This is a genomic window from Streptomyces sp. NPDC107528 (assembly GCF_055639295.1).
In genome coordinates, this window is record NZ_JBVKAV010000010.1 from 75,260 (window position 1) to 101,148 (window position 25,889).

Here is a 25,889-nt window from a genome sequence, read left to right on the forward strand (position 1 = left end):
CCCATGGCCAGATTCGTGAAGTCCCTCTCCCTCGTCCTGCTCTCCGCAACGGTCCTGAGCGCGTGCAGCTCGGACCTGGTGGCCGACGACTCCGCTCCCGCGGGCAACCCGAAGGTCGTCGCCCTGCTGCCGGACGACATAGCCAGGAGCAAGACCCTGCGTGTGATGACCGATCCGACCTATCCGCCGCTGGAGTCCATCGACGGTTCGGGCAAGATGGTCGGCTCGGACGTCGACCTGATGAACGCCGTCGCCGAGGAGATGGGCGTCAAGGTCGAGTGGAAGCGCGGCTCGTTCTCCGGGATCATCCCCGGACTGGCGTCCGGCCGGTTCGACGCGTCGATCGCCGGTATGTACATCACCGAGGACAAGTTCAAGTCGGTCACCATGGTGCAGTACGCCGAGGCCTTCGATCAGATGCTGGTCCCGGTGGATCACCAGGGCCCGGAGCTGAACTCGTATGCGGCGCTGTGCGGCATGAGCGTGACCATTCCGCAGGGTTCCACCGAGATCCCGCTGCTCAAGGACGCCTCGCGCGAGTGCCGGGCCGGCGGTGAACCCGCCGTCGACATCAAGCAGTTCGAGAACGCCAACAACGCGCTGCTCGCGGTGACCAGCGATCGCGCCGACACCGCGCTGGTGACCAACGTCAACGCCGACTACGTCGTCGGGAAGCTGAAGGCGGACGTGAAGGTGCACGGACGGCTGCCCGGGGTGTTCCCCATGGGGATCACCGTGGCGAAGGAGTCGAAGGACCTGGCCGAGGCCGTCTCGACGGCGCTGCAGGAGCTGAGGAAGTCCGGCGAGTACGACTCGATCATGGCGAAGTGGAAGCTCGGCGACTCCGCCGTGGACGCGTTCCCCGTGAACCCGAAGTCCGCACCCGCCGCCTGACCGCCGGCGTCGGCCCTCGACACACCCCGATCACCTCGCACCCCCTCATGCCGTGCCGCGCCATGCACCTCATGCCGTGTCATGCCGTGTCATGCCGCAAAGGGTGCGCCGAACCGACCCGCGCATCGCGCGGGCGCTCATCACGAAAGGCAGGTAGGACCATGCCGCAGGACCGCACGATGCGCGGTGTCGCCGCCATCGTCGGGATCGCCGAGGAGGCGTCGCCCACGGGAGAGCTCGACATCTGGGGCCGAGCGCTGGAAGCCCGAGTGATCAAGGCGGCACTCGACGACGCAGGGCTGACCCTCGCGGACGTCGACGGCGTCGCGCACACGGATTCCTCGCTCGACCTGGCCGAATTCCTGGGCATCGCACCGGTGTTCAGCGAGGCGACCTACAACGGCGGCTCCAGCTTCGAGCTCTATGTCGAGAAGGCGGCGGCCGCGATCGCGGCCGGGCTCGCGCAGACCGTCCTGATCGTCTATGCGGCGACACCGCGTGGAGACCGTCGCCGCGGGGGCGGCGGCTGGGTCGATCCCCCCGGTCCGCGGGACGAGTTCGAGGTGCCGTACGGGCTGGGCCTGATCGGCTCCTACGCCCTGGCGGCGAACCGGCACATGAGCACGTACGGCACCACATCGGAACAGCTCGCCGCCATCGCGGTGAACACCCGGCGGTGGGCCGCCATGAACCCGCGGGCCAGGCTGCGGGAACCGGTCACGGTCGATGACGTGCTTGCCTCGGCGCAGGTCTGTTCGCCGCTGCGTCTGCTGGACTGCTGCCTGGTCACGGACGGTGCGGGAGCGGTCGTGGTCACGTCCGCCGAACGGGCCCGGCACCTGCGGAAACCGCCCGTGTACGTCCTGGGCGCCGCCACCGCTCACTCGCACAGGATGATCCACGCGATGCCGGACCTGACGGTGACACCGGGCGCGGTGTCCGGGCCCCGCGCGTTCGGTGCGGCGGGCGTCGCCCACAGGGACGTCGACCTGCTGATGGCGTACGACTCCTTCACCATCACGGCGCTGCTTCATCTGGAGGACCTCGGCTTCTTCGCCAAGGGCGAGGCCGCGCAGTTCGTCGCGGACGGCGGGACGGCACCGGGAGGCGCGCTGCCGATGAACACCAACGGTGGCGGACTGTGCTACACGCACCCCGGCATGTACGGGATCTTCCTCCTGACGGAGGCGGTGCGCCAACTGCGCGGTGAGGCCGGCGAACGCCAACTGGACGCGCCGGACATCGCGGTGGCCCACGGCACCGGCGAAATGCTGTCGGCGACCTCGACGGTCGTCCTGGGCACGGAGGGCACCCTGTGAGCCAGAGCGATTTCCTTCCCCCCGAGCGGCCGGGCACGGCGCCGTACTGGAACGCCACCCGGTCCAAGAGGCTGATGCTGCAACGCTGCCGGGCCTGCCGACAGTTGATCCACCACCCGCGGGAGGCCTGCCCGAACTGCCTCGCGCAGGACTTCGACTGGGCGGAGTCGACCGGACGGGGCAGCGTGCATGCCGTCTCTGTCCACCATCGCCCCTTCGAAGTCATGACCGCGCAGGAGTGCCCGTACGTCGTGGCCTTCGTCGACCTCGACGACGGAGTCCGGTTCCTGTCCGACATCGTCGGCCCCGACCGTCTGGCGGCCTCGGCCGGGGACCGTGTCCGGCTCGTCTGGAAGCCGGTGGCCGAGGGCTACCACCTCCCGGTCTTCGAACTCGACCGCACCCCCGACCGGTGACGGGCATCGCCGCCGCCCGTCCTCATCACGCAACACGAAAGGAAACCCACACCGTGGAGATCAAGGTGCCGCGTCATCTGGAGGACCTCCCAGCGGGTACGTCGTTCGGCACGGCCGGACGGACCGTCACCGAGGCCGACATCGTCAGCTTCGCGGGTCTGTCCGGCGACTACGCGCCCATGCATGTCGACGACGCCTGGAGCAGGGCGAATCATCCCTTCGGCTCGCGGTTCGCGCACGGGATGCTGGTCGCCTCCATGTCGTACGCGCTGCACACCCCCATGCTCGCCAGCCTCCATGTGGTCGCCTGGCTGCAGACCACCCGGCGGTTCGTGGCCCCGGTCCGGCCCGGCGACACGGTCACCGCGACCTGGACGATCGCCGAGGCCCGCGAGCGTGCCTCGGACCACCGCACGGGTGTCGTCACCGCCGACATCGAGGTCCACAACCAGGAAGGCGTCGTGGTCCAGCAGGGCAGCGACGTCTGGCTGGTCGAGCGGCGTCCGGAGGAGGGACGATGAGCGGCGGCACCGCGGGCGAAACCCGCGCGATGCCCGGCTCCCGAGGGCGCGTGGCCCTGGTGACGGGGGCCGGATCGGGCATCGGTCTCGCCGTGGCCCGGCGGCTCGTCTCGGACGGCTGGACCGTCCTGCTCGCCGACCGTGACATCGCGGCGGCCCAGGCGGCGAACGCGGCAGTGGGCGGGTCGGCGACCGCGTCCCGTGCGGTGGGGCTCGATGTGTCCAGGCGTTCGGACTGGTCCCGGGTGGTGCAGGAGGTCCGCGACCGGGAGGCCGGGCTCGACCTGCTCGTCAACAACGCGGGCATCACACGCGACCGGACGGTGGAGAAACTCACGGACGCGGACTGGCGGCAGGTGCTGGACGTGCATCTGACGGGCACTTGGCTGGGCTGTCAGGCGTTCCTGCCGCTGCTGCGCGAGTCGGGCGGAGCGATCGTGAACCTGTCCTCGGAGGGCCGCCACGGCTCGTTCGGCCAGGCCAACTACAGCGCGGCGAAGGCGGGCGTGGTCGGGCTGACCCGCACCGTCGCCCTGGAGCAGGCCCGGCACGGGGTGCGTGCGAACGCGGTCGCGCCGGGCCCGGTGGACACACCGATGCTGGCCGCCGTGCCCGGTGACGTGGTGGACGGCTGGCTCGATCAGATCCCGCTGCGACGCCTCGCCCGGCCCGCGGAGGTCGCGGCGGTGGTCGCTTTCCTCGGATCCGCGGAGTCCTCCTACATCACCGGGCATGTCATCGCCGTCGACGGCGGCTCCTCACATCCCTGAGAGGGCGGAAGAGGGCGGAGCGGACCGATCAGGTGGCCTGTGCCCGGATGGTGACGGACAGTTCGGTGGCGGATTCTCAAGAAAAGCCCAAAGGCCGTAGCCGTAGCCGTAGAGCTGCGCGCACAACGGAAGATCTGCTCGGCCCCGTCGTGCGGTTCGGCCCTCAGGGCCGGCTCCCCCGGCCCTGAGCCCGCCTGCAGCGCGAGCCCGGACTCCTGCGGGCCTTGCCCGAGTGGTGGACCAGAACCCGGTGGAAACCCTCCCCGTCCGCTTCCGGCAGGAGATCACCACGGCGCTCATGTGCATCAATGGCTCAACAGCAGGGCGAACAGACCGCCCGGCTCGCCTCCGGGACCCGGGAAAGCGCGGCGCATTGCTCGTCGGCTTGAGCAGTTGCCCGTCGCCAGGACACCCACGCCGCCCCGTCAGACGGTCGTGCCCCGCCCCACCAACAGCGGGCGGGCGGGGCGCCAGGGGTCGCCGCGGCGGCGGGACGCCATGCCGGACAGGGCTTCCAGCACGATGCGGTGGGCGAGGAACGCGGTCATGTCAGGGTAGTCGTGCGGCGTCGCGATATCGACGACGTCCATCCCGACGAGCGGCAGCTCACATGCCAACCGGTTTACGAGGTCCAGGAGTTGGCGTGTGGTCAGTCCTTCGGAGGCACAGGCGTCCGTGGTCGTGCCCGGCTCGCTCGTGCTGACGCCGATCGAGAGGAAGACGCCGAGGCAGTCGCGGACGGCGCTCGCCATCGCCTCGTCCGGTGACGCGGGCACCGGCCACCCATCGCCGGCCCCCGTACGCACGAGGCGGTCCGCCGGAACGGACCCTCCCGCCAGAAGGCCGCTCAGGGGCCGGCCGGGGCCGTGGCCGGGACGGTGCCCCGGGCGGGCGCTTCCGGTCTCGGCGTACGCCTCGACATGGACGACCGCGATCCGGTCCGCTCCGTGATGCCGCGCCACGCCGGTGATGTCGGGCAGGGCGATCGTGCGGTCCGTGCCCAGGACGAACGGCACCGCACCCGACCGCGCGATCCGCGTGACCGCCTCCGCCACGGCCGCCTCACTCCTGCCGGCCCCTCCCCCGTGCATCTTCACGTCTCCCGCGTCGAGCACCCGCAACTCCCGGAGCGCGTCCAGCCGCAGCGGCAGTACCGGCCGGATCCCCGCACGGGGGTCGGACGCCGCGCTGACGATCACCACGTCGGCGCCCGCGTACGTTCCGGGGTCGTCCAGCGAGCAGGAGCCCACCCCGAGGAAGGTGCTGTCCCGGCCGGGCATCCTCGCGTGGCGGCTCATAGCGGCTCTCCTAGCTTCCCGAAGGCATTTCCTGATGTTAAAGTCAGGAGACGGTCCTGACATTAAAGTCAGGGGCTGGGAGAGGCAAGGGCTGGAGAGGCAAGGGGCTGTGAGGGGAAAGAGGCTGTGACAGGATCCGATCCCGTGGACGACAAGCCGGGCAGCGGCGACGTGGAGACCCGCGAAGGCGCCGAGACCAGGACGCGCGGCGCCAGGGAGGGCATCCTCCAGGCCGCCGTCGAGCTGATCGCCCGAGACGGTTTCGACGGGGTACGACTCGCCGACATCGCCGGTCGTGCCGGTGTCTCCAACGCGCTGGTGCACTACCACTTCGACTCCCGTGAGCGGCTGCTGACCGACGCGCTGGCGTACTCGCTCACCAGGGAAGAAGCCCGCCTCGCACGCCGCAGCCGCCAGTCGCATCGTGACCGCCCCGCCGAGCGCCTGGCCGATCTCATCGACTTCGGGCTTCCTCTCACCCACGACGACGTCCTGGAGTGCCGTCTGTGGGCGGAGTTGAAGATCCGCTCCACCGGGTCCGCGGAGATGAGCGGCAAGCTGGCCGAGTTCCGCCGGCGTCTCCTCGAACCCCTCGCCGCCGTCGTCGACGCCGGGCTGCGGACCGGCGACTTCAGCGACTGCGACCCGGCCGACGTCGCGACCGTCGCCATGGCTCTCCTGGAGGGCCTGACCCACCGGCTGATCACCGAAACGGGCGGCCTCACCCTCTCCGACGCCAGGCGCCTGGCCGCCCGCCAGCTCACCCTCGCCGTGGGATACGCCGGTGACCTGCCGTTCCGGCCGCTGCCGGACCCCGGCCCGCAGAGCATCGACCTCCAGGCCCCCCGCCCCCGGCGCCGCCGCGCTCCTCGCCCCTCCTCCCGCCCCTGAGGGACCGGGACGGAGCGCCTCCCGCGCTGCGCGCCGCGACAGGCGCGTGCCTGGGGCCAACAGGCAGGGCGCGCAGGCTACTTGGCGGCGCCTGCGGTGAGTCCGGCCACGATGCGGCGCTGGAAGAACAGCACCACGAGGGGTTCCACGCCAAGCTCGCCGTCATCATCGCCGAGGTGCGGCGGTGGCACCCGCGCCCGGCGTGGTCGCGTCGTGCGGTGCCACGATCATCAGCGGCGGCGTCGGGGCGATGAGCGGCCATACCTGCCGAATTCGAAGGCGCCAATGAGTTCCGACGAGATGACGGTGACCTCGTTACGCCACGTCGGGGCCTCACCCGTCCCCGTCCGGGTGAACCAGGCCCAGGCGTCGGGCGTGGCATTGCGGACGGCACGCCCGGGTCGTGCGAGGGAAGTGGCCGGTGTCGGCGTAGCCCCAGCGCGTGGCGATCACGTAGACGGGTCCCTGACGTGTGCTCAGTTCCGCGCGGGCGCGGGCGCGGGCGAGTCGGCGGGCCCGGACGACGTCGGCGGCACGCGCTCAGCGTCCGCATCCGCATCAGCTCCCGCCCTGGTTCGATCGTGGCGACGTCCCGGCCGAGGGCGGCTGCCGGCCCGGCGATTCAGCGGACGAGGGCTTCGTTGGAGGGGGCGAGCACGCCCTTGCTGATGTGGGAGACGTCCTCCAGCCCGGTGCGCACGCCACGGGCGCCGTGCAACAGGGCCAGGGCGAGCAGGCGTTCGTGGTTGCGGCCCACGCAGGTCACGGTCCAGAACGCGTCCTCGGGAAGGGGGCGCAGCATCGCGTCCAGCGCCTGGGGGCTCGCGTCGATGCCTCGCGGCACTCCGAAGACCAGGTTGATCCTGAGCGGAGCGGGCAGCACGCCCTCGCGCAGCAGCCGCGCGCGGCGATGACATGCCCGACCTCGAAGGCCTCGACCTTCAGGGCCGTGTGCTGGGCGGTGGCCCGGGAGATGATCTCCCGTCCTGCGGCGGGTGATCCTTTTACGCCGGGGTGTCCGTCTCGATCAGTCCCAGTCGCTGGGCTTTCCGGACCGTGGACACGCGGTTGTCGCAGCCCAGTTTTCGGTAGATGCGGATGAGGTGCGTCTTGACGGTGGCCTCGGCGAGGAACAGGGCGTCCGCGATGGCCCGGTTGCCGTGTCCCTGCGCGAGAAGCCGTACGACCTCGATCTCCCGTCCCGTGAGGGCCGGTTGCTGCCCCGTCAGGTGACCGGTGAGGTGACTCGTCGCCCGGGGGTCCATCCCGGTGCCGCCGGCCGCCGCGGCGCGCACGGCCCGGAACAGCTCCGCGGGTGCGCTCGCCTTGAGGACATAGCCGCTGGCGCCCGCTTCGACGGCGCGCAGGATGTCGCTCCGGCTGCCGTAGCCGGTGAGCATGACGACTCGGGTCTTCGGGGCGGCGGCCAGCAGCCTGCGGGTCGCTTCGACGCCGTCGCCCCCGGGTACGGAGCTGTCCGGCAGTCTGAGGTCCATCAGCACGACGTCGGGCCGCAGCCGCTCGGCCAGACGCACGCTGTCCGTCGCGTCGCCGGTCTCGCCCACGACGGTGAGCCCGGGCTCACCGTCCAGGAGGGCCCGCAGTCCGGCCCGGACGACGGCGTGGTCGTCCACCAGCAGGAGCCGCAACGGCGAGGGCGGTGAAGCCTCGTTCATCGCGGGCCTGCCGCGGCGGTTGCGCGGACGGGCAGAGTCGCTTCGGCGCGCGTGCCTCGGTCCGGGGCGCTGTCGATGGTCAGGACACCGCCCAGCGGGCGGAGCCGCTCCGCTGCCGCGGCCAGTCCATAGCCGCGGCCGCTGTCCCTCGGGCCGGGCGCGCCGGAGGGGATGCCCCGTCCGTCGTCGCGGACCGTGACGGTCACCGTCGCGCCGGTCCCGTCCGGACCGGCGTCGCCGTACCCGAGGATGACCTGGATGTGGGCGGCGCGAGCATGCTCGCAGGCGTTGGCCAACAGGCCCCGGGCCACTTGGAGCAGGACCAGGGCGCGGTCCGTGGGGACGACAAACGGCTCGTGCTCGCGGTGGAAGGTGAGACGCGGTGCACGGGGTCCGCTCAGCGCCCGCGCGGTGTGCGCGCACATGTCGCGCAGTGCCGTCTCCAGGCCGTCCCGCTCCAGCGCGGGCGGGATGAGGTCCCTGATGAGATCGCGGGTTTCCGCCAGATGGACGTCGAGGGCGGTGACGACCGCCTTCACATGCTGCCTGGCCGCGTCGGGCGACCGGTCCCAGTCCCGCTCGGCGGCCTGGAGCAGCATGATGCTGCCGCCGAGTTCCTGCGCCAGGGTGTCGTGCAACTCCCGGGCGATCCGGGCCCTTTCGGCGTCGCGACCGGCCTCGCGCTGCCGTCGGGCCGCCTCCCGGGTCAGCCGCGGCTGGGTCCGGTGGAGGACGACGGTGGCCGCGAGGGCCGCGAGCGGGGCTGCCAGCAGCTCCGGGTCCGCGGCCCCGCCCCCGCTGCCGCGTACCAGCGCGCTCACCTGCAGCGTGGCGATGATGCCGAGCGCCGTGATCCGCGTCCACCGGCCGGGCATCCGCAGGGCGAGGACGGCCAGCGGTACCGACAGCCACGCGTATCCGGCGGCGAGCGGGGCGGGGACGGCCCAGGCCACGCCGGTCCACAGCGCTGACAGGACCGCGAGCCAGACCGGCCGGCCGACGGTACCGAGCCGGTCCCATCGGGCCGACCCGACGGCGTACAGCAGGCCCGTCAGCGTGGTGGTCAGGGCGACGGACCAGCACAGGCCGCTGTTCAGCTCGACCAGGCGCACCACCGTGCCCAGGGCCGCCACCAGGAACACCAGATGCGGCAGGAGTTCAGCCCATGAGGTCAGCCGACGTCGAGGCATGGCAAGGGAATTGGGGGGCACGGCGACAGCTTCCTGCGGCGGCTGGTCGGGACTCGGCAAGAGAGCAGAACTCTAAAGCCCCGTCCATGGGATCTCCGTAAGAGAACCGATGCGATCCGTGCGGGAGTTCAGGCCGTCCGTCCGAGAACCGGGGCGGAGGATCACCGCCCGGGGTGCAGGCCCAGCCGGCCCGGCGACGGCTCACCCTGGACCTCGCCGAAGTACAGGGCGAAGGTCTGCTTCAGCCGCTCGATCTGCGCACGGTCCTGCATGAAGCGGGGGAAACCGTCGAGGTGTGCGTTCGGGAACTGCCACACCGGCTTCAGTGCGGAGTTCGGGACGATGTCCTCGCGGACGGACCATCCGTTGAACGACGCCCTCTGACGCGCCTCGGACAGCTGCCAGTTGAGGTACAGCTTGGCAGCGGCCGGATGGGCGGCGCGCTTGAGGATCGCGGCCCGCTGTCCCCAGGCCATGAACGGCGCCTCGTCCGGGACCACCCACTTCAGCGTCGTCGACGGGGACACCGCGCTGCCCGCGGCGCCGACCCCGAGGGCCTTGTGCCCGGCGCCGACCGCCGCACCCGGGGTGTGCGTGCCGCGGGCGAACCGCGGCTGCTGCGCGGCGAAGGCCTCCACCCACTGCCAGCCGTAGGCGCGCCGGTAGAGGTCGAAGAGGTAGAGCACGGCGTCGTCGTCGTGCGGGTAGGCGGAGGCGATGGCACCCTTCCAGCGCGGGTCGACGAGATCCTGCGGTGTCCTGGGCACGTCGGCCCCGACGGCGCGGGGGTCGTACAGGAAGCTGAAGGCGTAGACCATCAACGCCGTCCACGCCCCGTCCGGGTCCTTCAACCCCCGGTGGACCTCGGCGAATCCGGCCGGCTTGTAGTGCAGCAGCTCGCCCTGGCGCTTCCAGCGGGTGAAGTCCTGCAAGGTCTGGAGCTGGACGACATCGGGGACCAGGGTGCCGGTCGCGAGCTGATGATCGACGCGTACGTCGTGAAACTTGCTGTAGTCCACGACGACCGTCAGGTCCACCTCGGGGAAGGCGGCAGCCCATGCCGTCCGTACGGCGGCCGCCTGGCTGTCCACGTCGCCGCCCTGATAGAGGACCAGCTTGCCGCCCTCGGCGACCGCCGCCTCGTACAGGTCCTGAAGTGAACGCCTCTCCTCACGCGGTGAGTTGCTCGTGCCGCCCGTGCCGGGGCGCGCGACCGCGGTGCCGGCCGCTGCCGAAACCGTGCCCGCCACGCCGAGGGCGAGGCCCGTACTCGTGGCGAGGAGGCGACGCCTGCTGAATTCCCCGGACATGAACGATCCTCTCGGTCAACCCGCCGCCAGGAGTCGGCGGCACGGGAAGCCTGCCGCGGCAGGCGCCCGCCGCTCGTCGTCCGCTCGGTGTCCGTCGTTCAACCGTTCGGTGGAATCGGGGGCGCTCGCCCGCCCCGTGCCTCCGTGCCTGCTCCTTCCGCTCGCCCAAAGCGGCGCACAGGGGCTTTCAGGTCCGGCACCGCTGTGCGGAAGTGATTCAGCTGCTGAGGGAGTTGTGCTGCTGGACCAGGTTGCGCAGCTCGCGGCGGCCCGCGAGGGAGAACTTCTGGTAGATGTGGCTGAGGTGGTACTCGACCGTCTTGCTGCTGACGAACAGCCTCGCGGCGATCTCCCTGTTGGTCAGCCCCCGCCCGATGAGCTGGGCGATGTCGCGTTCGCGGTCGGTCAGTTCGGCGAGCGGGAGCCGGGCCGCCGGGTGGGGCGAGGGGGGCCGGTGGGCGAAGTCGTCCTGGAAACGGGTGAGGAACGGCTCCGCGCCGAGGGCCGAGAGCAGCTCGCGGGCCTCGGTGAAGGACGCTGCCGCCGGCCGGTGCTCCCCCGACCCGCTCAGCAGCCGGCCGTGGCTGTGCGCGAGCATCGCCCGGTGCAGAGGCGGGTCGTCGACGCCGGCGGGACGCCCCAGGCCCTCGGTGAACAGGTCCCGGGCCCGCCTGCTGTCACCGCGTTCCTGGGCGAGGAGACCGGAGAGCCAGGCCACGGAAAGGCGCAGTGACGGGGCCTCCCTGCTCAGCGCCACCAGGTCGGCGAGGGCCGTGCCCGCGGCGTCCAGGTCGCCGGTGCCGATGAGCGCCTCGACGTACAGGGGGCGCCACCAGGTCTGGAACGCCAGCGGTCCCGAGTCGGGCCGGGCGTCGAGGAGGGCGCGCAGGGCGGTCAGCACGGCGGGGTGATCGCCCGCGGCCTGTGCCAGGACGGCTTCCGCCAGGGCGACATGGGGCGCCCCGTAGACCGGCATCTCCCGCGTCCACTGTTGCGACTGCTGGGCGAGCCGGCGTGCCCGCTGCCACTCGCCGCGCCCCGCGGGCACCCAGGAGGCCACGGCGTAGGCGTACGAGAAGGCCCAGGGTTTCTCCTCGGCGTCCGCGATGGCCAGGGCGAGGTCGGCGTTGATCACGGCCGCGTCCCAGTCGCCGAGGAAGTACTGCGAGGCCGCGAGGTTGGCGTAGGTGAACTCCGCCGTCACGGCGCAGCCCTCGGCGCGGGCCATGTCCAGGGCGGCGGTGAGCTCGTGCTGGGCGTCGGCGAGGTCACCCGCCCACATGTGGAGCATGCCACGGTAGCCGCGCTGGATGGCCCGCTCCGCGGCGGAGTGCGTGGGGGCGGTCCGGGTGATGGTGTCGTACTCGGCCAGAGCGGCGCGTGCTCCGCGAGCGTACGCGCGTGCCAGCCCCCAGGTGCCGAGCGCCCAGGGCGCGAGCTGTGGTTCGAGGGGATCGGTCGCCAGCACCTCGCGCAGCAGGGGTTCGGCCTGTGCGCCACGGCCCTCCAGGATGTGGTTGATCCCCAGCCAGGTGCCCGCCATCGCGGATACGAAAGCGGTGTCGGCCTCGGCCCGGCTACCGCGGAGCGCCTCGGTGAGCAGGGCGGCGGCGCCGGGCTCTCTGCGGGGCGTCGCGTAACCGCCCAGGACCAGGCTGCGCAGCGGGCCCGGCTCGGCGGCCTCGATCCGGCTCAGCAGCGGCTCCACGCGGGTGTACTGCTGCGCCCAGAGCAGATGGGCCGCGGCGATGAGCAGCAGACGTTCCCGCTCGGCGCGGGTGGCGGCCACTTCCGACGCCCACAGCAGCAGGGTCGCGGCCCTGTCGTCCTCGCCGCCCGTGTGGCTGTCGGTGGCGGCTTGTTCCAGTTCGCGGGCGAGCTGTGCGTCGCTGCCGTGGGTGGCCGCGACCCGGTGCGACCAGCTGGCGGGACGGTCGACGAGGGTGGCGGCGGCCGCGTGCAGCTCCCGCAGCCGGCGGGGTGCGACGGCGTCCAGGATCGCGTCGCGTTGCAGTGCGTGGTCGATCGCGACCGGGGTGGTCGGATGGCTGGGCCACCAGCGCACCATGCCGTTCGCCAGCAGGGGTTCCAGCGCGGAGTCGGGCTCGGGGACGGAGGCGACCTGGGCGGCGGTGGCCAGGGGAGCCGGGCCGCTGAGCACGGCGATGCCCTCGACCAGGCCGCGTGCCGGGCCGGGCAGGGCGTCCAGCTGGCGGCGCAGGGCCTGGGCGAGGGAGGTGGGCACCGGCAGGGAGGTCTGCTGGCGGGACACCCGCTCCAGCGGGACCTCCGCGAGCAGTGTCTGGAGGTACAGGGCGTGGCCGTCGGTGTGGTCGCGCAGCCGTTCGACCGTTGCGGTGGCGACGGAGCGGCCGTACACGCGCGCGGCCAGTTCGGCCACGTCGGTGGTGTCCAGTCCGGTCAGGGTCAGGTCGCAGCTGTGCGGCATGCCGGCGATCAGACGGGGCAGGTCCAGCCCTCCGGCCTGGCCGGGGTCGGTGCTGCTGCGGGCGATCAGCACGGTCAGTACGGCGTCGGCCTCCAGTCGGCGCAGGACGAACCCGAGTGCCTGGGCGGAGGGCCGGTCGGCCCACTGGACGTCGTCGACGACGATCAGTACCGGTCCGCCGCTCTGCAACTCACCGATCAGCTCCAGCAGTTCCGCGCCCACGTGGAAGGGTTCAGCGGTCGGGGTGGTGCCGGCGAGCAGCGGGAAGCGGCTGAGCAGGACGGACGGGACGCGGGAGGTGAGCTGCCCGATCACGCCGTAGGCCAGGTCCTCCTCCGCCGTGTCACAGGCGGCGCGCAGGACCGGGTGGTTCTCCGGGGCCAGACGCGCGAGCCAGTGGCGTACGAGGGCGGTCTTGCCGATGCCGGCCGGGCCCTGGACGAGCACACTCGATGCCTTGCCGCACCAGGCCTGGCGCAGGCACTGGTTCATGCGTTCCAGCTCGGCGGCGCGTCCTACGAAGGTGGTGTCGCCGTTGGCGCTGACCACGGCACGCTGCTCCTGGCGGTCGGAGGCGCTGCGGCCGGCGTCCTGCGGGCCCAGCAGGTCGGAGGCGCCGGGGGCCTGAGGCGTCACGGCGGAACCTCCCTTGTCGTCCCGGGGCCGGGTGGGCTCCCGTGCGCCGGGTGACGCACTGAGTGGCCCGGTGCGCGGGGCCGCGCCCTGTCACGGTCGGCGGCGCGCGGCTCGATACCGTCCCCTGGGCGAAAATGTTAATCACTCCCGGGATGCTTCGCCCTCGGTCGTTCGGGCTCGGGGCGCGCAACCGGCCCCAGCCGCCGTTACCGTCGGTAACTGGAGGTTCCTTCCAGTGCGCCGCAGCCCGGTGTGACCAGCATGGAAAGAACCATGCTGAACAGTTCTGTCGCGCCCGTGGCCACCACGGAGTCTCCGTCCCGTCCGACGCCGTCCGGTCCGTGCCCGTCGGATCCGGACGAGGACACCGTACGCACCTGGCTGGGCGGCGTCGGCGCCCAGCGGGTCGTCGCCCGGCCAGGGCCGCTGCACGGGCTGCACGATCTCGCCGCCGGCTGGAGCCTGGAGCATCCCCGTGGGCTGCCCGACCACCTCGTCCAGTTCGTCGCCGCGGGGGCCTGCACCGTGTCGGCGGAAGGGGAGCACCGGCCGCTCACCGCGGGCAGCGTGCTGTGGATCCGTCCGGGCGCGCCCTTCGTGCTGCGCGGTGCCGGGCACCGGCCGACGACCGTCCACCGCTTCCGCCTGACCGGGGACCCGGCCGCCGACGCCCCGCTCGGCCCCGCCCTGTGCCTGGAGGACGCCTGGGACCTGAGCGCCCCGTTCGACGCGCTGACGGCGGAACTGCCGTCCGCGCTGCCGTACCGGGACGAACTCGTGCGCGGTCTGCTTCTCATCCTGTTCTCCGCGCTGTTCCGGCGGGCGAGCTGGCGGCCGGGCGGTGTGCTGCTGAGCGCTTCGGCGCGCTACGCCGTCGAGGACTTCGTGGACAGCACCCTCGCCCAGCGCCCCCGGGTCTGCGATCTGGCACGGGTCGCCGGGCTGTCCCCCGACTACTTCACGCGGGTCTTCCGCCGGACCTTCGGCATACCGCCCCGGGAGTGGATGGTCGCCCGGCGCATCCAGCGGGCGGCGGTGCTGCTCCAGCGGCACGACCGGTCGGTCGCGCAGGTGGCGGCGGACCTGGGCTACACCGACTCGTTCCTGTTCAGCAGGCAGTTCAAGGCGGTCACGGGGCTCGCCCCACAGAACTACCGCAGCAGGACGGGGCGTTCGGCCGCCCGCGCGGTCGGCGGGTGAGGAGCACGGCCCGCTGAGCGGGAGCACCGTCAGCCGATGAGGACCGTGGATGTGGCGATCACTCGGGAGGTGTGCCGGCGCGCGGGATCGTTGCACGTCGTGGCAGGGTCCTGAGCGCGGGCCGCCGGCCTGCCGCCGATGAACACCGTGGCGCTGCCGCGGGAGACCGTGCCCCTGTTGTCGGGCGGCGTGCGGAACACCCCGGCCGGCGGTATGTGCGGCGGAGTGTTGAGCGCGACGCTGCCCTCGGTCGCGGCCGGCCTGCCCGCGATGAGCACGGTGGGGCAGCATCCCTCCACCAGGGGGCCCGTGAAGGGCAGCGAAACGGGGGTGGAAACGGGGCCTCCGGCCGAGGGCATCATCACGATGTGCGTGTCCATGCCCACGATGTGGTCGCCGAGGGCCGCCGCGGGTTGTCCGGGCATGTCTTCCTCCTGCTTCGGATCTTCCCGACAGGTCGACAGGTCTACGGGTGGACAGATCGACAGTGCACGGCCGTTTTCATTCCGTGGTGACCAGGCGGCCCGAGAAGTAGACGGCCGGGGTGCAGGTCCTCGCACCGGCGGGCTCGACGAGTGTGCCGGGCGCGCGGCAGCTGACGGCGAGGACGACCTCCTCGCCGGGCCCGAACCGGATGGGCTCGTCGTAGTGCTCGTCCTCGTTGCTGAAGGCGTCGAGGGCGAGCCGGCGCAGCACCGTGTCCCCGCGCTGGAGCCTGATGACGCCCTTGTCCGCGGCGACGTTCTCGAAGACGACGTCACTGACGAAGAGCGTCGCGTCCTTGGGCACGGTGTAGCGGGCCCGGGTGTCGAATGCGGCCGAGGGCCGCGCATCCGCCTCCACGCGCTGGTCGAAGGCCTGGCCGTCCCCGCTTTCGCCGTCTCCTTCCGGGTCGGGCCCGCCCGGGCCGCCGCCGGAGGGCTGCCCGGTCTCGCTCTGCCCGCCGCTCGCACCGGGCGAGGGCAGCAAAGGGGGCAGGTCCGCTGCCCCGGGCGGCGGCGACGGTCCCGAGGGGGACGGCCCGGGAGAGGTGCCGTTCGAGGGCGATGGGGACCCTGAGGGGCCGTCGCTCGGGTTGGCCACGGGGGGCAGTTGCTTGCGGGCCTCGGACTCGACACTGGGTTTGAGGACGAACAGCCACAGGGCGATCAGGGCCAGGACGGCGGCTCCCACCGCCATCACGAACTTCACCACCGCGTCGGAGAGCAGGGCCGCCTGGACGACGGCCCCGTCCGCGGTCCGCTCCTGCACTGCGGACTCGCCGTGGTGTACCACCAGCACCTGGAACGGCAGCGACAGATCGGCCCCCCGCCACCGTCTGGTGAGGGGGTTGGCCTTGACCGGGACGAGGGCGCCCTTGCCGTGGGCGACCACGGTCTCGGGGTAGACGAAGGCGAAGCGCAGGGCGGAATCCCGGTCGGAGGCGTACATCCGTACCCGCAGCGGGGCGTTGCCGCGGTTGTCGACGACCGCGTGGAAGCGCGCCCCGAACCGGGTCCGCTTGGTGGTGGGGGCCAGTTGCACGTCGAAGTCGGTGAACGGACCGACGGTCACGCTGGTCTCCTCGACCACCGAGCCCTCGATGTCCTCGTGCGACATCACACGCAGCGCGAACGGCACCTCCCCGGCGGGGAGTTCGGCCGACCGGGGCGGTGTGAACACCAGCTCCACACCGACGGACTGGTCGGGGAAGACGTTGACCTCCGACGGTTCGACGCGGATCCAGGCCTTGGCGTCGCCGACGATGTCCAGCTCGAACCGGTCCACCACGGAACCGGAGTTGCAGATCTGCGCCGGTCGCCGGGTCTCCTCTCCGGGAACGGCCGGCTCGTCGTCGTCCAGCAGCAATACGATGGCGCCCACGCGGTCAGCTTTCACCGCCCCGCTGTGGGGGACGTAGCGACGACGGGGCGTCGATTAGGGCCAGGTGATCTGCACGAAGGGGCTGAATCGCGGGTCACGGCCGGTGATTTCGCGCCGTCGCCGCGGCTGCGAGGTCACAGGGGTCGACACCGGCCACGCCACTGCCCGTACAGGCACAGGGCTTTGCCCCACCGCCCTCCCCGGGGGACACGCACGGGCCGGCACGGAGTTGCGAGCATGACGCGGCAGGGTGCGCCGCGGCCCGGGCCGAGGGCGCCGGACCGAGAGCCGGCCGTCGTCGACGGGCGCGCGTCCCGACGGTCGACCGCGGGGGATGTGACGGATGGCGGATGCGATTCAGCGCGCCACACAGGGTTTCGCGGCACTCGCCGTGGCGGCCACGCTGGTGACGGTCGGCGCGACGGTCTACGAGCGCCGCGCCCCGGACCCGTCGGTCGACGCCACCGGCAGCGGCACCCAGTCCCTGCCCCGGCCCTTCGACACGGCCGCCCCTCCCGCGCCGGGGCCCTCGCCTTCACCCTCCCCCTCCGCGGATTCCTCCCGGACGGTGACCGCCACGGGCGTCACCCTGCCCGCCACCGTCTACAGGGCCTATGTCGAGACCGAGAGCCGCGTCGGTCGGTCCCAGCGGTCGTGCGGGCTGCGGTGGCCGATGCTGGCCGGCATCGGCCAGGTCGAGTCCGGCCAGGCCCACGACGGCGCGCTCACCACGGGCGGCGACACGGTCGAGCCCATCGTCGGCCCCACTCTCGACGGCAACGGGTTCGGCGCGGTCGCGGACACCGACGAGGGGCGGCTCGACGGCGACACCCGGTGGGACCGGGCTGTCGGGCCCATGCAGTTCATCCCCGGCACCTGGGCGGTGTGGGGCACGGACGGCAACGACGACGGGAAGGCGAGCCCGCACAACATGTACGACGCGGCGCTGAGCGCCGGGCGCTACCTGTGCGCCGCGAACCCCGACCTGTCCGACCGGCGGCAGTTGCGCACGGCGATCCTCACCTACAACAGGTCGGGCAGCTACGCCGATACCGTCCTGGCCTGGATCGACTACTTCTCCGGCACGCCGGCACCCGAAGCCGTCCCCGGCCCGAGCGTCACCCCGTCCACCGGCCCCTCACCGTCGGATTCCGGCTCCGAGCCCCCGCCGTCGCCCTCGCCCAGCGGCTCCGACGACGTGCTCCCCGCAGTGAGCGGGTCGTCCAGCGCCCCTCCCGCGGACCCGCCCGAGTCCTCCGGCATCTCCTCCCCTCCGCCCAGCGGGCCGCCGGGGACCGAGGACGAGGAGGACTGAGCGGGGGCTCAGCCGGCCTCCTCCGCGGCCGCGACCTGGCAGCCGCTCAGCGCCCTGCCGATGCGCCGGGTGCGCGGGGAGTCCGACAGGACCGCGCCCAGCAGCTTGCGGGTGTAGGGGTGCTGGGCGTCGTCGATGACCGCCTGGGCGGGTCCGTGTTCCACGACCGAGCCACGGTAGAGGACATGGACCTCGTCACTGATGCGCCGGACGACGTCGAGGTCGTGAGTGATGAACAGGTAGGCCAGGCCGTGCTCCTGCTGGAGCCGCAGCAGCAGGTTGAGGATCTGCGCCTGCACGGAGACGTCCAGCGCCGAGGTCGGTTCGTCGCAGACCAGCAGGTCGGGGCCGGTGGCCAGGGCCCGGGCGATGCAGACGCGCTGGCGCTGGCCGCCGGACAGCTTGTGCGGGTAGGAGTCCGGGTCGACGGAGCCCATGCCGACGGACTCCAGCAGTTCGCGCACCCGCTGCCTGCCGTCCTTGCCGTACATGCCGTGGGCGCGCAGCGGTTCGGCCACGACGTCGTTGAGGGTGAAGCGCGGGTCGATGGACTCGTAGGGGTCCTGGAAGACCATGCCGACGTTGCGGCGGAACTCCCGCCGGGCCTTTCGGCCCTGCACGGGCGCGCCGCGGTAGTGCACCCGGCCGGAGTCGACGGACTCCAGTCCCACGATCACCCGGGCCAGGGTGGACTTGCCCGAGCCGGACTCTCCCACGAGGCTCGCGGTGGTGCCCGGACCGAGGTCGAGGCTGACGTCGTCGAGGGCGGTGAAGGAACCGAACTTCTTGGTGACGCCCCGCACGCTGAGCAGCGGCGGCTGTTGTTCCCCGGTCGTCATGAGGGAAGCTCCAGATGGTGACAGGCCGCCTGGCGGTCCGCGCCGAGCAGGCGGGGTTCGGGCAGGACGGTCCGGCAGCGGTTGTCGTCCGCCTTGGGGCAGCGGGGGTGGAAGGGGCAGCCGTCGGGGACTCCCCCGGTCGGCGGTGAGCCGGTGATGGTGGTGAAGATCTGCTTGGGCCGCGCGGTGCGCCCCTCCTGGAAGCAGCGCAGCAGGGCCTGGGTGTAGGGGTGGCGGGCGTCCTCGAACAGCGAGACCACATCGCCCTGTTCGACGATCCGCCCGCCGTACATCACGGCGACATGATCGGCGATCTCGGCGACCACGGACATGTCGTGGGTGATCCACAGGACGGTCAGTCCGCACTGCTGCTGCAACCGGCCCACCAGGGCGAGGATCTCCGCCTGGACGGTGACGTCCAGGGCGGTCGTCGGCTCGTCGGCGATGAGCAGCCGGGGCCGGAAGGCCAGCGCGATGGCGATGACGGTGCGCTGGCGCATGCCGCCCGACAGCTCGTGCGGGTAGCAGCGCGCGACGCGTGCGGGGTCGGGGATGCCGACGTCGGCGAGGTTCTGCACGGCCAGGGCCGCGGCCTCGCGGCGGCCGGCGCCGTGCCGGACCCGGTGCACCTCGGCGATCTGAGTGCCCACGCGCACCACGGGGTTGAGGGCGACGGACGCGTCCTGGGCGAGGTATGCCGCCACACTCCCCCGGGCCTCGCGCAGTGGCCGGCCGCGCAGCGCGGCGAGGTCGGTGTCCCCCACGTGCACCGATCCGGCGGTGATGCGCGCGTCCGGCGGAAGCAGCCGGCTCGCCGCGAGGGCCAGCGTGGACTTGCCCGAGCCGGACTCGCCGACCAGGGCGGTGGTGGTGCCGGCGGGGATGTCCAGGTGCGCGTCGCGCAGCGCGGTGGTGGCGCCGTAGGCCACGGTGAGCCCGTCGATGCGCACGTCGTCGCCCAGCACCACCGGGGCGGAGTCCAACACGGTCACAGTGCCTCCGTCTTGACGCGCGGGTCGATGAACATGCGGGTGAGGTCGGCGGTCAGATTCCCGAGGACGACGATGACGGCGACCACGACCACCGTGCCGGTGAGCAGCGGGCGGTCCAGGTTGGCGAACGCCTCGGTCTGCAGCAGGCCGACGCCCGGCCAGGCGAAGATCTTCTCGACGAAGACGACGCTGGAGAAGAAGATCGCCACGTCCATGCCGAGCATGGTCACCACCGGGGAGGCGGTGTTGCGGGTGACGTGCCGCAGCAGGATCCGCCGCCGGCGCAGCCCCTTGGAGACGGCGGTGCGCACGTACGGCGAGGCGAGGGCGTCGCGCATGCTGTCGCGGACGACGTTGGCGTAGAAGGGTGCACCCAGGACACCGAGGGTGATGGCGGGCAGCACGATCTTGGCCACGCCGGTGCCGCCGTCGATGGGGAACAGCGGGATCTCGTAGGCGAACAGCAGCAGCAGGGCGAAGCCCAGGGAGAACGCGGGCACGGACAGCAGGCCGACGTGGAAGGTGGCCAGCAGCCAGCTGCGCTTGGGCCGCAGCGCCTCCCAGGTGCCCCACAGGGTGCCGAGGACGAGTTCGATGGCCAGCGCGGCGGCGGCCAGCATCGCGGTGGCGGGAATACGGTCGAGGATCAGGGACAGCACGGGGGCGTCCTTGGCGTACGAGGTGCCGAGGTCGCCGGTGGCCGCCCCGGCCAGGTAGTGACCCAACTGGCTCAGCAGCGGGTCGTTCAGGTGCAGTTGCTCCCGGATCTGTGCCAGGACCTCGGCGCTCGCCTTGGGGCCGGCGATGCTGCGGGCCGGGTCGCCGGGCAGCACGTACTGGAGCACGAAGGTCAGCAGCAGCACCGCGAAGATGGTGAGCAGACCCAGGAGGATGCGGATGCCTATGCGTCGAGCCATGAGTGTCTCTTCGAGAGAGGGTTACGGCGGTTGAGCCCTTCGGCGATGAGCACGAAGGCCAGGACCGTCGCGATGACGAGGACGAGTGGGACGACCATGGTGTGCGGGGCGTACATCATGCTGTTGGAGCCGTCGGCGAGGAGGTTGCCGAGCTCCGGGGTGGGCGGCTGGATGCCGGCCCCGAGGAAGGACAGTCCGGCGCCGACGACCACGACGGAGGCGCCGTTGAGGGCGGCGACGTTCAGCAGGATCGTCGACAGGTGGGGCAGGACGTGCCGGCGCAGTACGGTCCGCGGCGGTACCCCGTGGGCGAGGGCGGCCTCGACATAGCCGCGCGAGCGCAGCCGGGTGACCTCGCCGTGCACGAGTCGGGCCGTCCAGGCCCAGTACAGGGCGGTGATGACGACGATGGCGCCGGTGCGGCCGCGACCCACGATGCTCGCGAGCGCGAGGCCCGACAGCACGGTGGGCACGGAGAGGAAGACGTCGACGAGCCGCATCAGCACCTGGTCGATCCAGCCGCGGTAGAAGCCGGCGACCAGGCCGACGACCGTACCGAGACCGACGGAGGCCAGGTTGGCGAGCGCGGCGATGATCAGGGTGGAGCGCAGCCCGTGGGCGGCCCGGGCGAGCATGTCCCGGCCGATGGCGTCCGTCCCGAGCAGGTGCCCGGACGTGCCCACTCCGCCGGGCAGTCCCTGGTCGGTCAGCGACGCGGTGTGGATGCGGTAGGGGGAGCCGGTGAGCGGCGCGAGCAGGGCCAGCAGGGCGAGGGCCGCCAGGAGCACGACGCCGGTGAGCCACAGCCGGCGGCCGGCGGGGGCCGTCGCGGCGCTCACCGCCTCGGGGGCGGCCTTGGCGGCGACGGGCGAGGTGACAGTCAGACCGCTCATCGCCGCCCCGTACACAGAGGTCCGGCGCCCTGCCTGGCCGGGCCACCCGGTGCACGACCGCCGGCGGCGCCGACGGCTGCGGTGGTGGTCCGGACAGTGGTGTGCCGGCCGGTGGTGTGCCGGGCGGTGGTGTGCCGGGCCGGGGGCGGGTCCATCGGGCGGTGGTGGCTTTCGCGGCGGGGGTGCCGCCGTCTCCCCGGCCGTCGGCAGGACCTGCCGTCGGCCACATCGTCGTGGTGCATAACCTCTGGTCCTCTCCTGGCTCCGCCGCGGCGCCGGGTGGCGCGTGCCGGCGCCGGGCCGGGGGTCGGGAGCGGGCGGTGGCCGACGGCCGTCCGCCCTCACGTGGATGGTGGTGTACTCGAGGTGGCCGACCGCTGCGGGAGGCAGGGGGCCCGGGGCCGCGGTACGAGCCCGATGCGCGGGATCCGCGGCTCGCGAACGCGGTGAACACGGAGCGGGGAGCGAAGGTCCGGGGCTAGCGAGCGGTCGGCTCGCCCGCGGCGGACGGCGGGATGGTCGCTGACGGCGGGGTGGTCGCCGGTAAGCGGCGGACGGTGGTGAAGGCCTGTTCCCTCACGATCGCTCTCCTGTCGTATGGGCCCGGTTGCCCGGGCCCGGGGCGACTACGCTCGCGGAAAGCTCTTGCAGACACCGCGACAGTAGAGAGAGGCTCCGGGCACGTCAAGAGTTCGGCAGCCCGTCTTCTTCCTGTTGCCTGACTGACCCATAAGTCAGCTCAGACCCCGCGAACTCCACCCGGACACCGCCACGACGGCCTCACCCACGGCTATCCTCCCAGGCCAGCCCCGCATAAACGGGGAATGCCAGGAAGCGGAGACGCCGCCGGAGCATCACCCGGCAACCGTGGGATTCGATCGCGACGAGACGTATCTTGCTGACTGACGTGTCAATCATCCTGCCTCGACGAAAGGCTCACTCTCGATGAGCGATATGGTGACCGGCGTGGTCCGTAAAAAAGTTGTCCTGCGGCGCGAGGAGATCCTCGACGCGACGGTGGAGCAGATCAAGCAGCGCGGTATCGCGGCGACCCGCATCACCGATGTGGCAGGCGCCCTGAGCGTGAGCAGCGGCTTGATCTACTACCACTTCGAGACCAAGGAGCAGTTGATCGAGGCGACGTTCGCGCATGCCGCGCGCAACGAGCTGGACGCGGCCCGGGCCGTGCTCTCCCGCCCCGCGCCGGTCGTGACCCGGCTGAAGGCGCTGCTGCGGGTCTACAGCCCCGCCGCCAAGGCGGTGCCGGGCTGGCGGCTGTGGATCGACGGCTACTCCGCCGGGCTGCGCGACCGGGGCCTGATGGAGGTCATGCAGGACCTGGACGGCGAATGGAAGAAGATCTTCACCTCGTTGATCGAGGAGGGCATGGCGGGCGGCGACTTCCACTGCGAGGACGCCCGGGCGGCGACCTGGCGGATCACGCTGTTCCTCGACGGCCTCGCCGTGCAGATGGTCGCGCGGCGAGGTGCCCTGAAGCGGGACGAGGCCATGCTGTGGATGCGTGAGCGCACCGCCGCGGAGCTCGGTATCGACCCGGAGGTCCTGGGCCCGCGGCGGTGAGCGAGGGGCGGTGATCCCGCGGGCGGCTAGTGCCCCCGCCGGATCCAGTCCTGGAGGTGGGGCGCCTCGGCGCCGATCGTGGTGGGCTCCCCGTGCCCGGTGCGGACCACCGTGCCCGCGGGGAGGTTCAAGAGCCGCTCCCGGATGGACGCGATGATGAGGGGGAAGCTGGAGTACAGCCGTCCCGTCGCCCCCGGGCCGCCCTGGAAGAGCGTGTCGCCGGTGAAGACCGTCGACAGCGTGGGGGCGTACAGGCACACCGCTCCCGGTGCGTGACCCGGTGTGTGGATCACCGTGAGGTCGACGCCCGCCACGCTCAAGGTCTGCCGGTCGTGCAGCTCCCCGTCGGGCAGCAGTTCGGGGTGGGTCAGCTTCCACAACGGCAGATCGTCGGGGTGCAGCAGCACGGGCGCGCCGGTCGCGGCGGCCACGGCGGGGGCGGCGGCGATGTGGTCGTTGTGCGCGTGGGTGCACACGACGGCCCGCAGCGCGCGTCCGCCGAGCAGGCCGAGGACGGCCTCGGCATCGTGGGCGGGGTCGATGACGATCGCCTCCGTGTCGTCACCGACGACCCAGACGTTGTTCTCGACCTGCCAGGAGCCGCCGTCCAGGGTGAACTCCCCCGAGGTGACCAGCCTCTCGATGCGGACGCCGCTCACAGCACCACCACCGAGCGCAGGACGTCGCCGTCCTTCATCCGCGCGAAGGCGTCCTCCACGCCGTCCAGGCCGATGGTCTCGGTGACGAACGCGCCCAGGTCGATCCGGCCCTGCCGGTGCAGGTCGACGAGCATCGGGAAATCGCGCGAGGGCAGGCAGTCGCCGTACCAGGACGACTTCAGGGAGCCGCCGCGGCCGAACACGTCCAGCAGCGGCAGTTCGAGCTGCAACTCGGGCGTGGGGACGCCGACGAGGACGACCGTGCCGGCGAGGTCCCGGGCGTAGAAGGCCTGCCGGTAGGTCTCGGGGCGGCCGACGGCGTCGATGACGACGTCGGCTCCGAAGCCGCCGGTCAGGTCGCGGATGGCGCCGACCGCCTCGGTGTCCCGGGAGTTGACGGTGTGGGTGGCGCCCATGGACCGGGCTGTCTCGAGCTTGCGGTCGTCGATGTCCACGGCGATGATCCGGGCGGCGCCGGCCAGCCGGGCCCCGACGATCGCGGCGTCGCCGACACCGCCGCAGCCGATGACGGCGACGCTGTCGCCCCGGCCGACGTTCCCGGTGTTGATCGCGGCGCCGATGCCCGCCATGACACCGCAGCCGAGCAGACCGGCCACGGCCGGCGCGACCTCCGGGTCGACCTTGGTGCACTGACCGGCGGCCACCAGCGTCTTCTCGGCGAACGCGCCGATGCCCAGCGCCGGGGAGAGCTCGCGCCCGTCCTCCAGGGTCATCCGCTGCCGGGCGTTGTGGGTGTCGAAGCAGTACCAGGGCCGGCCGCGCTGACAGGCCCGGCAACGCCCGCAGACGGCGCGCCAGTTGAGGATCACGAAGTCACCGGGTTCGACCTCGGTGACACCGGGGCCGACCTGCTCCACGACTCCGGCGGCCTCATGGCCGAGCAGGAACGGGAAGTCGTCGCCGATCCCGCCCTGCCGGTAGTGCAGGTCGGTGTGGCACACCCCGCAGGCCTGGACGCGCACCACCGCCTCGCCCGGGCCCGCGTCCGGCACCAGAACCGTCTCCACTCGAACCGGGCCGTCCTTCTCCAGGGCCACGACCCCCTGTACCCGCTGTGTCATGTCGTCTTCCTTCCATCCGTGCGTGATCAGGGCACCGGGCCCGTGCACCGGCGAGCACACCGACGGGTGGGCGGACCCCACGGGGACCGTATGGCTGTACTGATTCGCGAGTCAATATTTCGGTGGCGTGATCCACTGCGGTCAGGCGGCTTCTTGCCCCTTGTTTACTGCTTGACAGCGGATATGAGGCATCTGTTGACTGATTCGAAGGTCAGTATCTGACATCCAGCGCTCCTGCCTCTGCCTCTGCCTCTGCCCCTGCCCCTGGAGACCTCTCATGACCATCACCCGGGCGCCGGCCCTGTCCGCGGGACGCTGGGAGTACCGCGTCGCCCTCGTCGCGCTCGCCTGCGCGAGCGCGGTGTGGGGATGGTCGTACATCGCCGTGGTGTGGCTGCTGCCGGAGATGGAGGCCGCCAGCATGGTGGCCGCCCGGTTCCTCGCGGCGGGCGCGATCCTGGTCCTGCTGCGTCCCCGGGCGGTGTTCTCCCTCGGGCGTCGCACGGCCGTCGCCGGGGCGGCCCCCGGCCTCTGCCTGGGGCTGGCCACCCTGCTCCAGACGGAAGGCCAGCGCTACCTGTCGGCGTCCCAGTCGGGCTTCCTGGCCTCGCTGTTCGTCGTCCTGACGCCGCTGGTGGCGTGGGCGGCGTTCCGGGTCCGGGTGACGCCCGGTGTGGGGGCCGCGGTGATCGTGGCGACGGGAGGCCTCGCGGTCATCTCCTTCAACGGGGTCAGTGTGGGCATCGGCAGCTGGCTGACCCTGGCCGGTGCCCTCGGGTACGCCGTCCAGATGGTGCTGCTGTCCCAGTTCGGGGACCGCCGGGCGGTGTACGGCATGACGGCGGTGCAGATGCTGGCGGCCGGGCTGATCGCGTCGGTGGGCCTGCTGCGCTCGGGCCCGGACCTGCCGGACACCGGGCCCGGCTGGGCGTGGCTCGGCTATCTGACCGTCATGGCGACCCTGTTCATGTACGGGGTGCAGACGTGGGCGCAGGCCCGGGTGCCGGCCGCCGCCACCGCCGTCGTCATGGCCTGCGAGCCGCTGTTCGTCTCGCTGTTCAGTTTTCTGATCGGCTCGCCGCCGGGTACGCGCACCCTCGTCGGCGGTGCGTTCATCGTGGCCGCCATGTATCTCGTGCTCCGGCCGGCGAAGGCACCGGCACCGGCGGCGCTGTGAC

The 25,889-nt window shown here is 72.2% G+C and carries 24 protein-coding genes; 10 read left to right on the forward strand and 14 right to left on the reverse strand.

Translation table 11 applies throughout. The features are described from left to right. The first annotated feature begins 3 nt into the window (after nucleotides 1-3). The 5 genes from ACZ7L5_RS29795 to fabG all read left to right on the forward strand — a co-directional run bounded on the left by ACZ7L5_RS29795 (nucleotide 4) and on the right by fabG (nucleotide 3,920). On the forward strand, nucleotides 4-894 hold the full coding sequence (locus tag ACZ7L5_RS29795; RefSeq protein ID WP_471520352.1) for an ABC transporter substrate-binding protein: 891 nt from the start codon (nucleotides 4-6) through the stop codon (nucleotides 892-894). 161 nt (nucleotides 895-1,055) lie between these two features. After that, the gene (locus tag ACZ7L5_RS29800; RefSeq protein WP_471520354.1) at nucleotides 1,056-2,213 is read left to right on the forward strand and encodes an acetyl-CoA acetyltransferase; all 1,158 of its coding nucleotides are present in this window, start codon (nucleotides 1,056-1,058) and stop codon (nucleotides 2,211-2,213) included. Beyond that, complete coding sequence (locus ACZ7L5_RS29805) at nucleotides 2,210-2,629, forward strand: Zn-ribbon domain-containing OB-fold protein (protein ID WP_471520356.1); 420 nt, start codon at nucleotides 2,210-2,212, stop codon at nucleotides 2,627-2,629. The genes ACZ7L5_RS29800 and ACZ7L5_RS29805 overlap by 4 nt, the downstream gene beginning before the upstream one ends. 53 nt (nucleotides 2,630-2,682) lie before the next feature. Next, nucleotides 2,683-3,150 (forward strand): MaoC family dehydratase, encoded by a 468-nt coding sequence (locus tag ACZ7L5_RS29810; RefSeq protein ID WP_471520358.1) that lies wholly within the window; start codon nucleotides 2,683-2,685, stop codon nucleotides 3,148-3,150. Further along, complete coding sequence (gene fabG / locus ACZ7L5_RS29815) at nucleotides 3,147-3,920, forward strand: 3-oxoacyl-ACP reductase FabG (protein WP_471520360.1); 774 nt, start codon at nucleotides 3,147-3,149, stop codon at nucleotides 3,918-3,920. Before ACZ7L5_RS29810 ends, fabG begins: the two co-directional genes overlap by 4 nt. Nucleotides 3,921-4,345: 425 nt before the next feature. Here the strand turns inward: fabG and ACZ7L5_RS29820 are convergent, their stop codons facing one another. Further along, nucleotides 4,346-5,218 carry an arginase family protein gene (locus tag ACZ7L5_RS29820; protein WP_471520362.1) on the reverse strand — a complete coding sequence of 291 codons (873 nt, stop codon included), beginning with the start codon at nucleotides 5,216-5,218 and terminating at the stop codon, nucleotides 4,346-4,348. Nucleotides 5,219-5,362: 144 nt separating this feature from the next. On the opposite strand from ACZ7L5_RS29820, the gene ACZ7L5_RS29825 reads away from it, so the two are divergent. Beyond that, nucleotides 5,363-6,109, forward strand: coding sequence for a TetR/AcrR family transcriptional regulator (locus ACZ7L5_RS29825; protein ID WP_471520364.1), 747 nt, complete (start codon nucleotides 5,363-5,365; stop codon nucleotides 6,107-6,109). 622 nt (nucleotides 6,110-6,731) lie between these two features. Here ACZ7L5_RS29825 and ACZ7L5_RS29830 read toward each other — a convergent pair. The 5 genes from ACZ7L5_RS29830 to ACZ7L5_RS29850 all read right to left on the reverse strand — a co-directional run bounded on the left by ACZ7L5_RS29830 (nucleotide 6,732) and on the right by ACZ7L5_RS29850 (nucleotide 13,370). Further along, entirely contained in the window at nucleotides 6,732-7,109 is a 378-nt protein-coding gene (locus ACZ7L5_RS29830; protein ID WP_471520882.1) for a 3-keto-5-aminohexanoate cleavage protein, read from the reverse strand. Between the two features lie 4 nt (nucleotides 7,110-7,113). Next, entirely contained in the window at nucleotides 7,114-7,785 is a 672-nt protein-coding gene (locus ACZ7L5_RS29835; protein WP_471520366.1) for a response regulator transcription factor, read from the reverse strand. Beyond that, nucleotides 7,782-8,996: a sensor histidine kinase gene (locus tag ACZ7L5_RS29840; protein WP_471520368.1), complete on the reverse strand. Its 1,215-nt coding sequence runs from the start codon at nucleotides 8,994-8,996 to the stop codon at nucleotides 7,782-7,784. Before ACZ7L5_RS29840 ends, ACZ7L5_RS29835 begins: the two co-directional genes overlap by 4 nt. 140 nt (nucleotides 8,997-9,136) lie before the next feature. Then, on the reverse strand, nucleotides 9,137-10,285 hold the full coding sequence (locus ACZ7L5_RS29845) for an ABC transporter substrate-binding protein (RefSeq protein WP_471520370.1): 1,149 nt from the start codon (nucleotides 10,283-10,285) through the stop codon (nucleotides 9,137-9,139). A 217-nt stretch (nucleotides 10,286-10,502) separates the two neighbouring features. After that, nucleotides 10,503-13,370 (reverse strand): helix-turn-helix transcriptional regulator, encoded by a 2,868-nt coding sequence (locus tag ACZ7L5_RS29850; RefSeq protein WP_471520372.1) that lies wholly within the window; start codon nucleotides 13,368-13,370, stop codon nucleotides 10,503-10,505. 273 nt (nucleotides 13,371-13,643) lie between these two features. On the opposite strand from ACZ7L5_RS29850, the gene ACZ7L5_RS29855 reads away from it, so the two are divergent. Then, entirely contained in the window at nucleotides 13,644-14,570 is a 927-nt protein-coding gene (locus ACZ7L5_RS29855) for a helix-turn-helix domain-containing protein (RefSeq protein WP_471520374.1), read from the forward strand. A 29-nt stretch (nucleotides 14,571-14,599) separates the two neighbouring features. On the opposite strand, the gene ACZ7L5_RS29860 is transcribed toward ACZ7L5_RS29855, so the two are convergent. Together ACZ7L5_RS29860 and ACZ7L5_RS29865 are read right to left on the reverse strand one after the other, a co-directional pair. After that, a complete protein-coding gene (locus tag ACZ7L5_RS29860; RefSeq protein WP_471520376.1) occupies nucleotides 14,600-14,995 on the reverse strand; it encodes a PAAR domain-containing protein in 396 nt (131 codons plus the stop codon). Nucleotides 14,996-15,071: 76 nt separating this feature from the next. Continuing rightward, a complete protein-coding gene (locus tag ACZ7L5_RS29865) occupies nucleotides 15,072-16,433 on the reverse strand; it encodes a COG1470 family protein (RefSeq protein ID WP_471520378.1) in 1,362 nt (453 codons plus the stop codon). A gap of 343 nt (nucleotides 16,434-16,776) precedes the next feature. On the opposite strand from ACZ7L5_RS29865, the gene ACZ7L5_RS29870 reads away from it, so the two are divergent. Further along, the gene (locus tag ACZ7L5_RS29870) at nucleotides 16,777-17,748 is read left to right on the forward strand and encodes a lytic transglycosylase domain-containing protein (protein ID WP_471520380.1); all 972 of its coding nucleotides are present in this window, start codon (nucleotides 16,777-16,779) and stop codon (nucleotides 17,746-17,748) included. Between the two features lie 8 nt (nucleotides 17,749-17,756). On the opposite strand, the gene ACZ7L5_RS29875 is transcribed toward ACZ7L5_RS29870, so the two are convergent. The 4 genes from ACZ7L5_RS29875 to ACZ7L5_RS29890 are packed head-to-tail and all read right to left on the reverse strand — an operon-like array spanning nucleotide 17,757 to nucleotide 21,389. After that, the gene (locus tag ACZ7L5_RS29875) at nucleotides 17,757-18,587 is read right to left on the reverse strand and encodes an ABC transporter ATP-binding protein (protein ID WP_471520382.1); all 831 of its coding nucleotides are present in this window, start codon (nucleotides 18,585-18,587) and stop codon (nucleotides 17,757-17,759) included. Beyond that, nucleotides 18,584-19,579, reverse strand: a complete 996-nt coding sequence (locus ACZ7L5_RS29880; RefSeq protein WP_471520384.1) for an ABC transporter ATP-binding protein — start codon at nucleotides 19,577-19,579, stop codon at nucleotides 18,584-18,586. The genes ACZ7L5_RS29875 and ACZ7L5_RS29880 overlap by 4 nt, the downstream gene beginning before the upstream one ends. After that, on the reverse strand, nucleotides 19,576-20,496 hold the full coding sequence (locus tag ACZ7L5_RS29885; RefSeq protein ID WP_471520386.1) for an ABC transporter permease: 921 nt from the start codon (nucleotides 20,494-20,496) through the stop codon (nucleotides 19,576-19,578). The genes ACZ7L5_RS29880 and ACZ7L5_RS29885 overlap by 4 nt, the downstream gene beginning before the upstream one ends. Further along, a complete protein-coding gene (locus tag ACZ7L5_RS29890) occupies nucleotides 20,481-21,389 on the reverse strand; it encodes an ABC transporter permease (RefSeq protein ID WP_471520388.1) in 909 nt (302 codons plus the stop codon). The genes ACZ7L5_RS29885 and ACZ7L5_RS29890 overlap by 16 nt, the downstream gene beginning before the upstream one ends. A 945-nt stretch (nucleotides 21,390-22,334) precedes the next feature. Here ACZ7L5_RS29890 and ACZ7L5_RS29895 point away from each other — a divergent pair. After that, complete coding sequence (locus tag ACZ7L5_RS29895) at nucleotides 22,335-22,970, forward strand: TetR/AcrR family transcriptional regulator (protein WP_391403385.1); 636 nt, start codon at nucleotides 22,335-22,337, stop codon at nucleotides 22,968-22,970. Nucleotides 22,971-22,996: 26 nt separating this feature from the next. Here the strand turns inward: ACZ7L5_RS29895 and ACZ7L5_RS29900 are convergent, their stop codons facing one another. Further along, nucleotides 22,997-23,629 (reverse strand): MBL fold metallo-hydrolase, encoded by a 633-nt coding sequence (locus ACZ7L5_RS29900; protein WP_471520390.1) that lies wholly within the window; start codon nucleotides 23,627-23,629, stop codon nucleotides 22,997-22,999. Next, entirely contained in the window at nucleotides 23,626-24,711 is a 1,086-nt protein-coding gene (locus tag ACZ7L5_RS29905) for an S-(hydroxymethyl)mycothiol dehydrogenase (protein WP_471520392.1), read from the reverse strand. The genes ACZ7L5_RS29900 and ACZ7L5_RS29905 overlap by 4 nt, the downstream gene beginning before the upstream one ends. 277 nt (nucleotides 24,712-24,988) lie before the next feature. On the opposite strand from ACZ7L5_RS29905, the gene ACZ7L5_RS29910 reads away from it, so the two are divergent. Then, on the forward strand, nucleotides 24,989-25,888 hold the full coding sequence (locus tag ACZ7L5_RS29910; RefSeq protein WP_471520394.1) for a DMT family transporter: 900 nt from the start codon (nucleotides 24,989-24,991) through the stop codon (nucleotides 25,886-25,888). Nucleotide 25,889 lies beyond the last annotated feature (1 nt).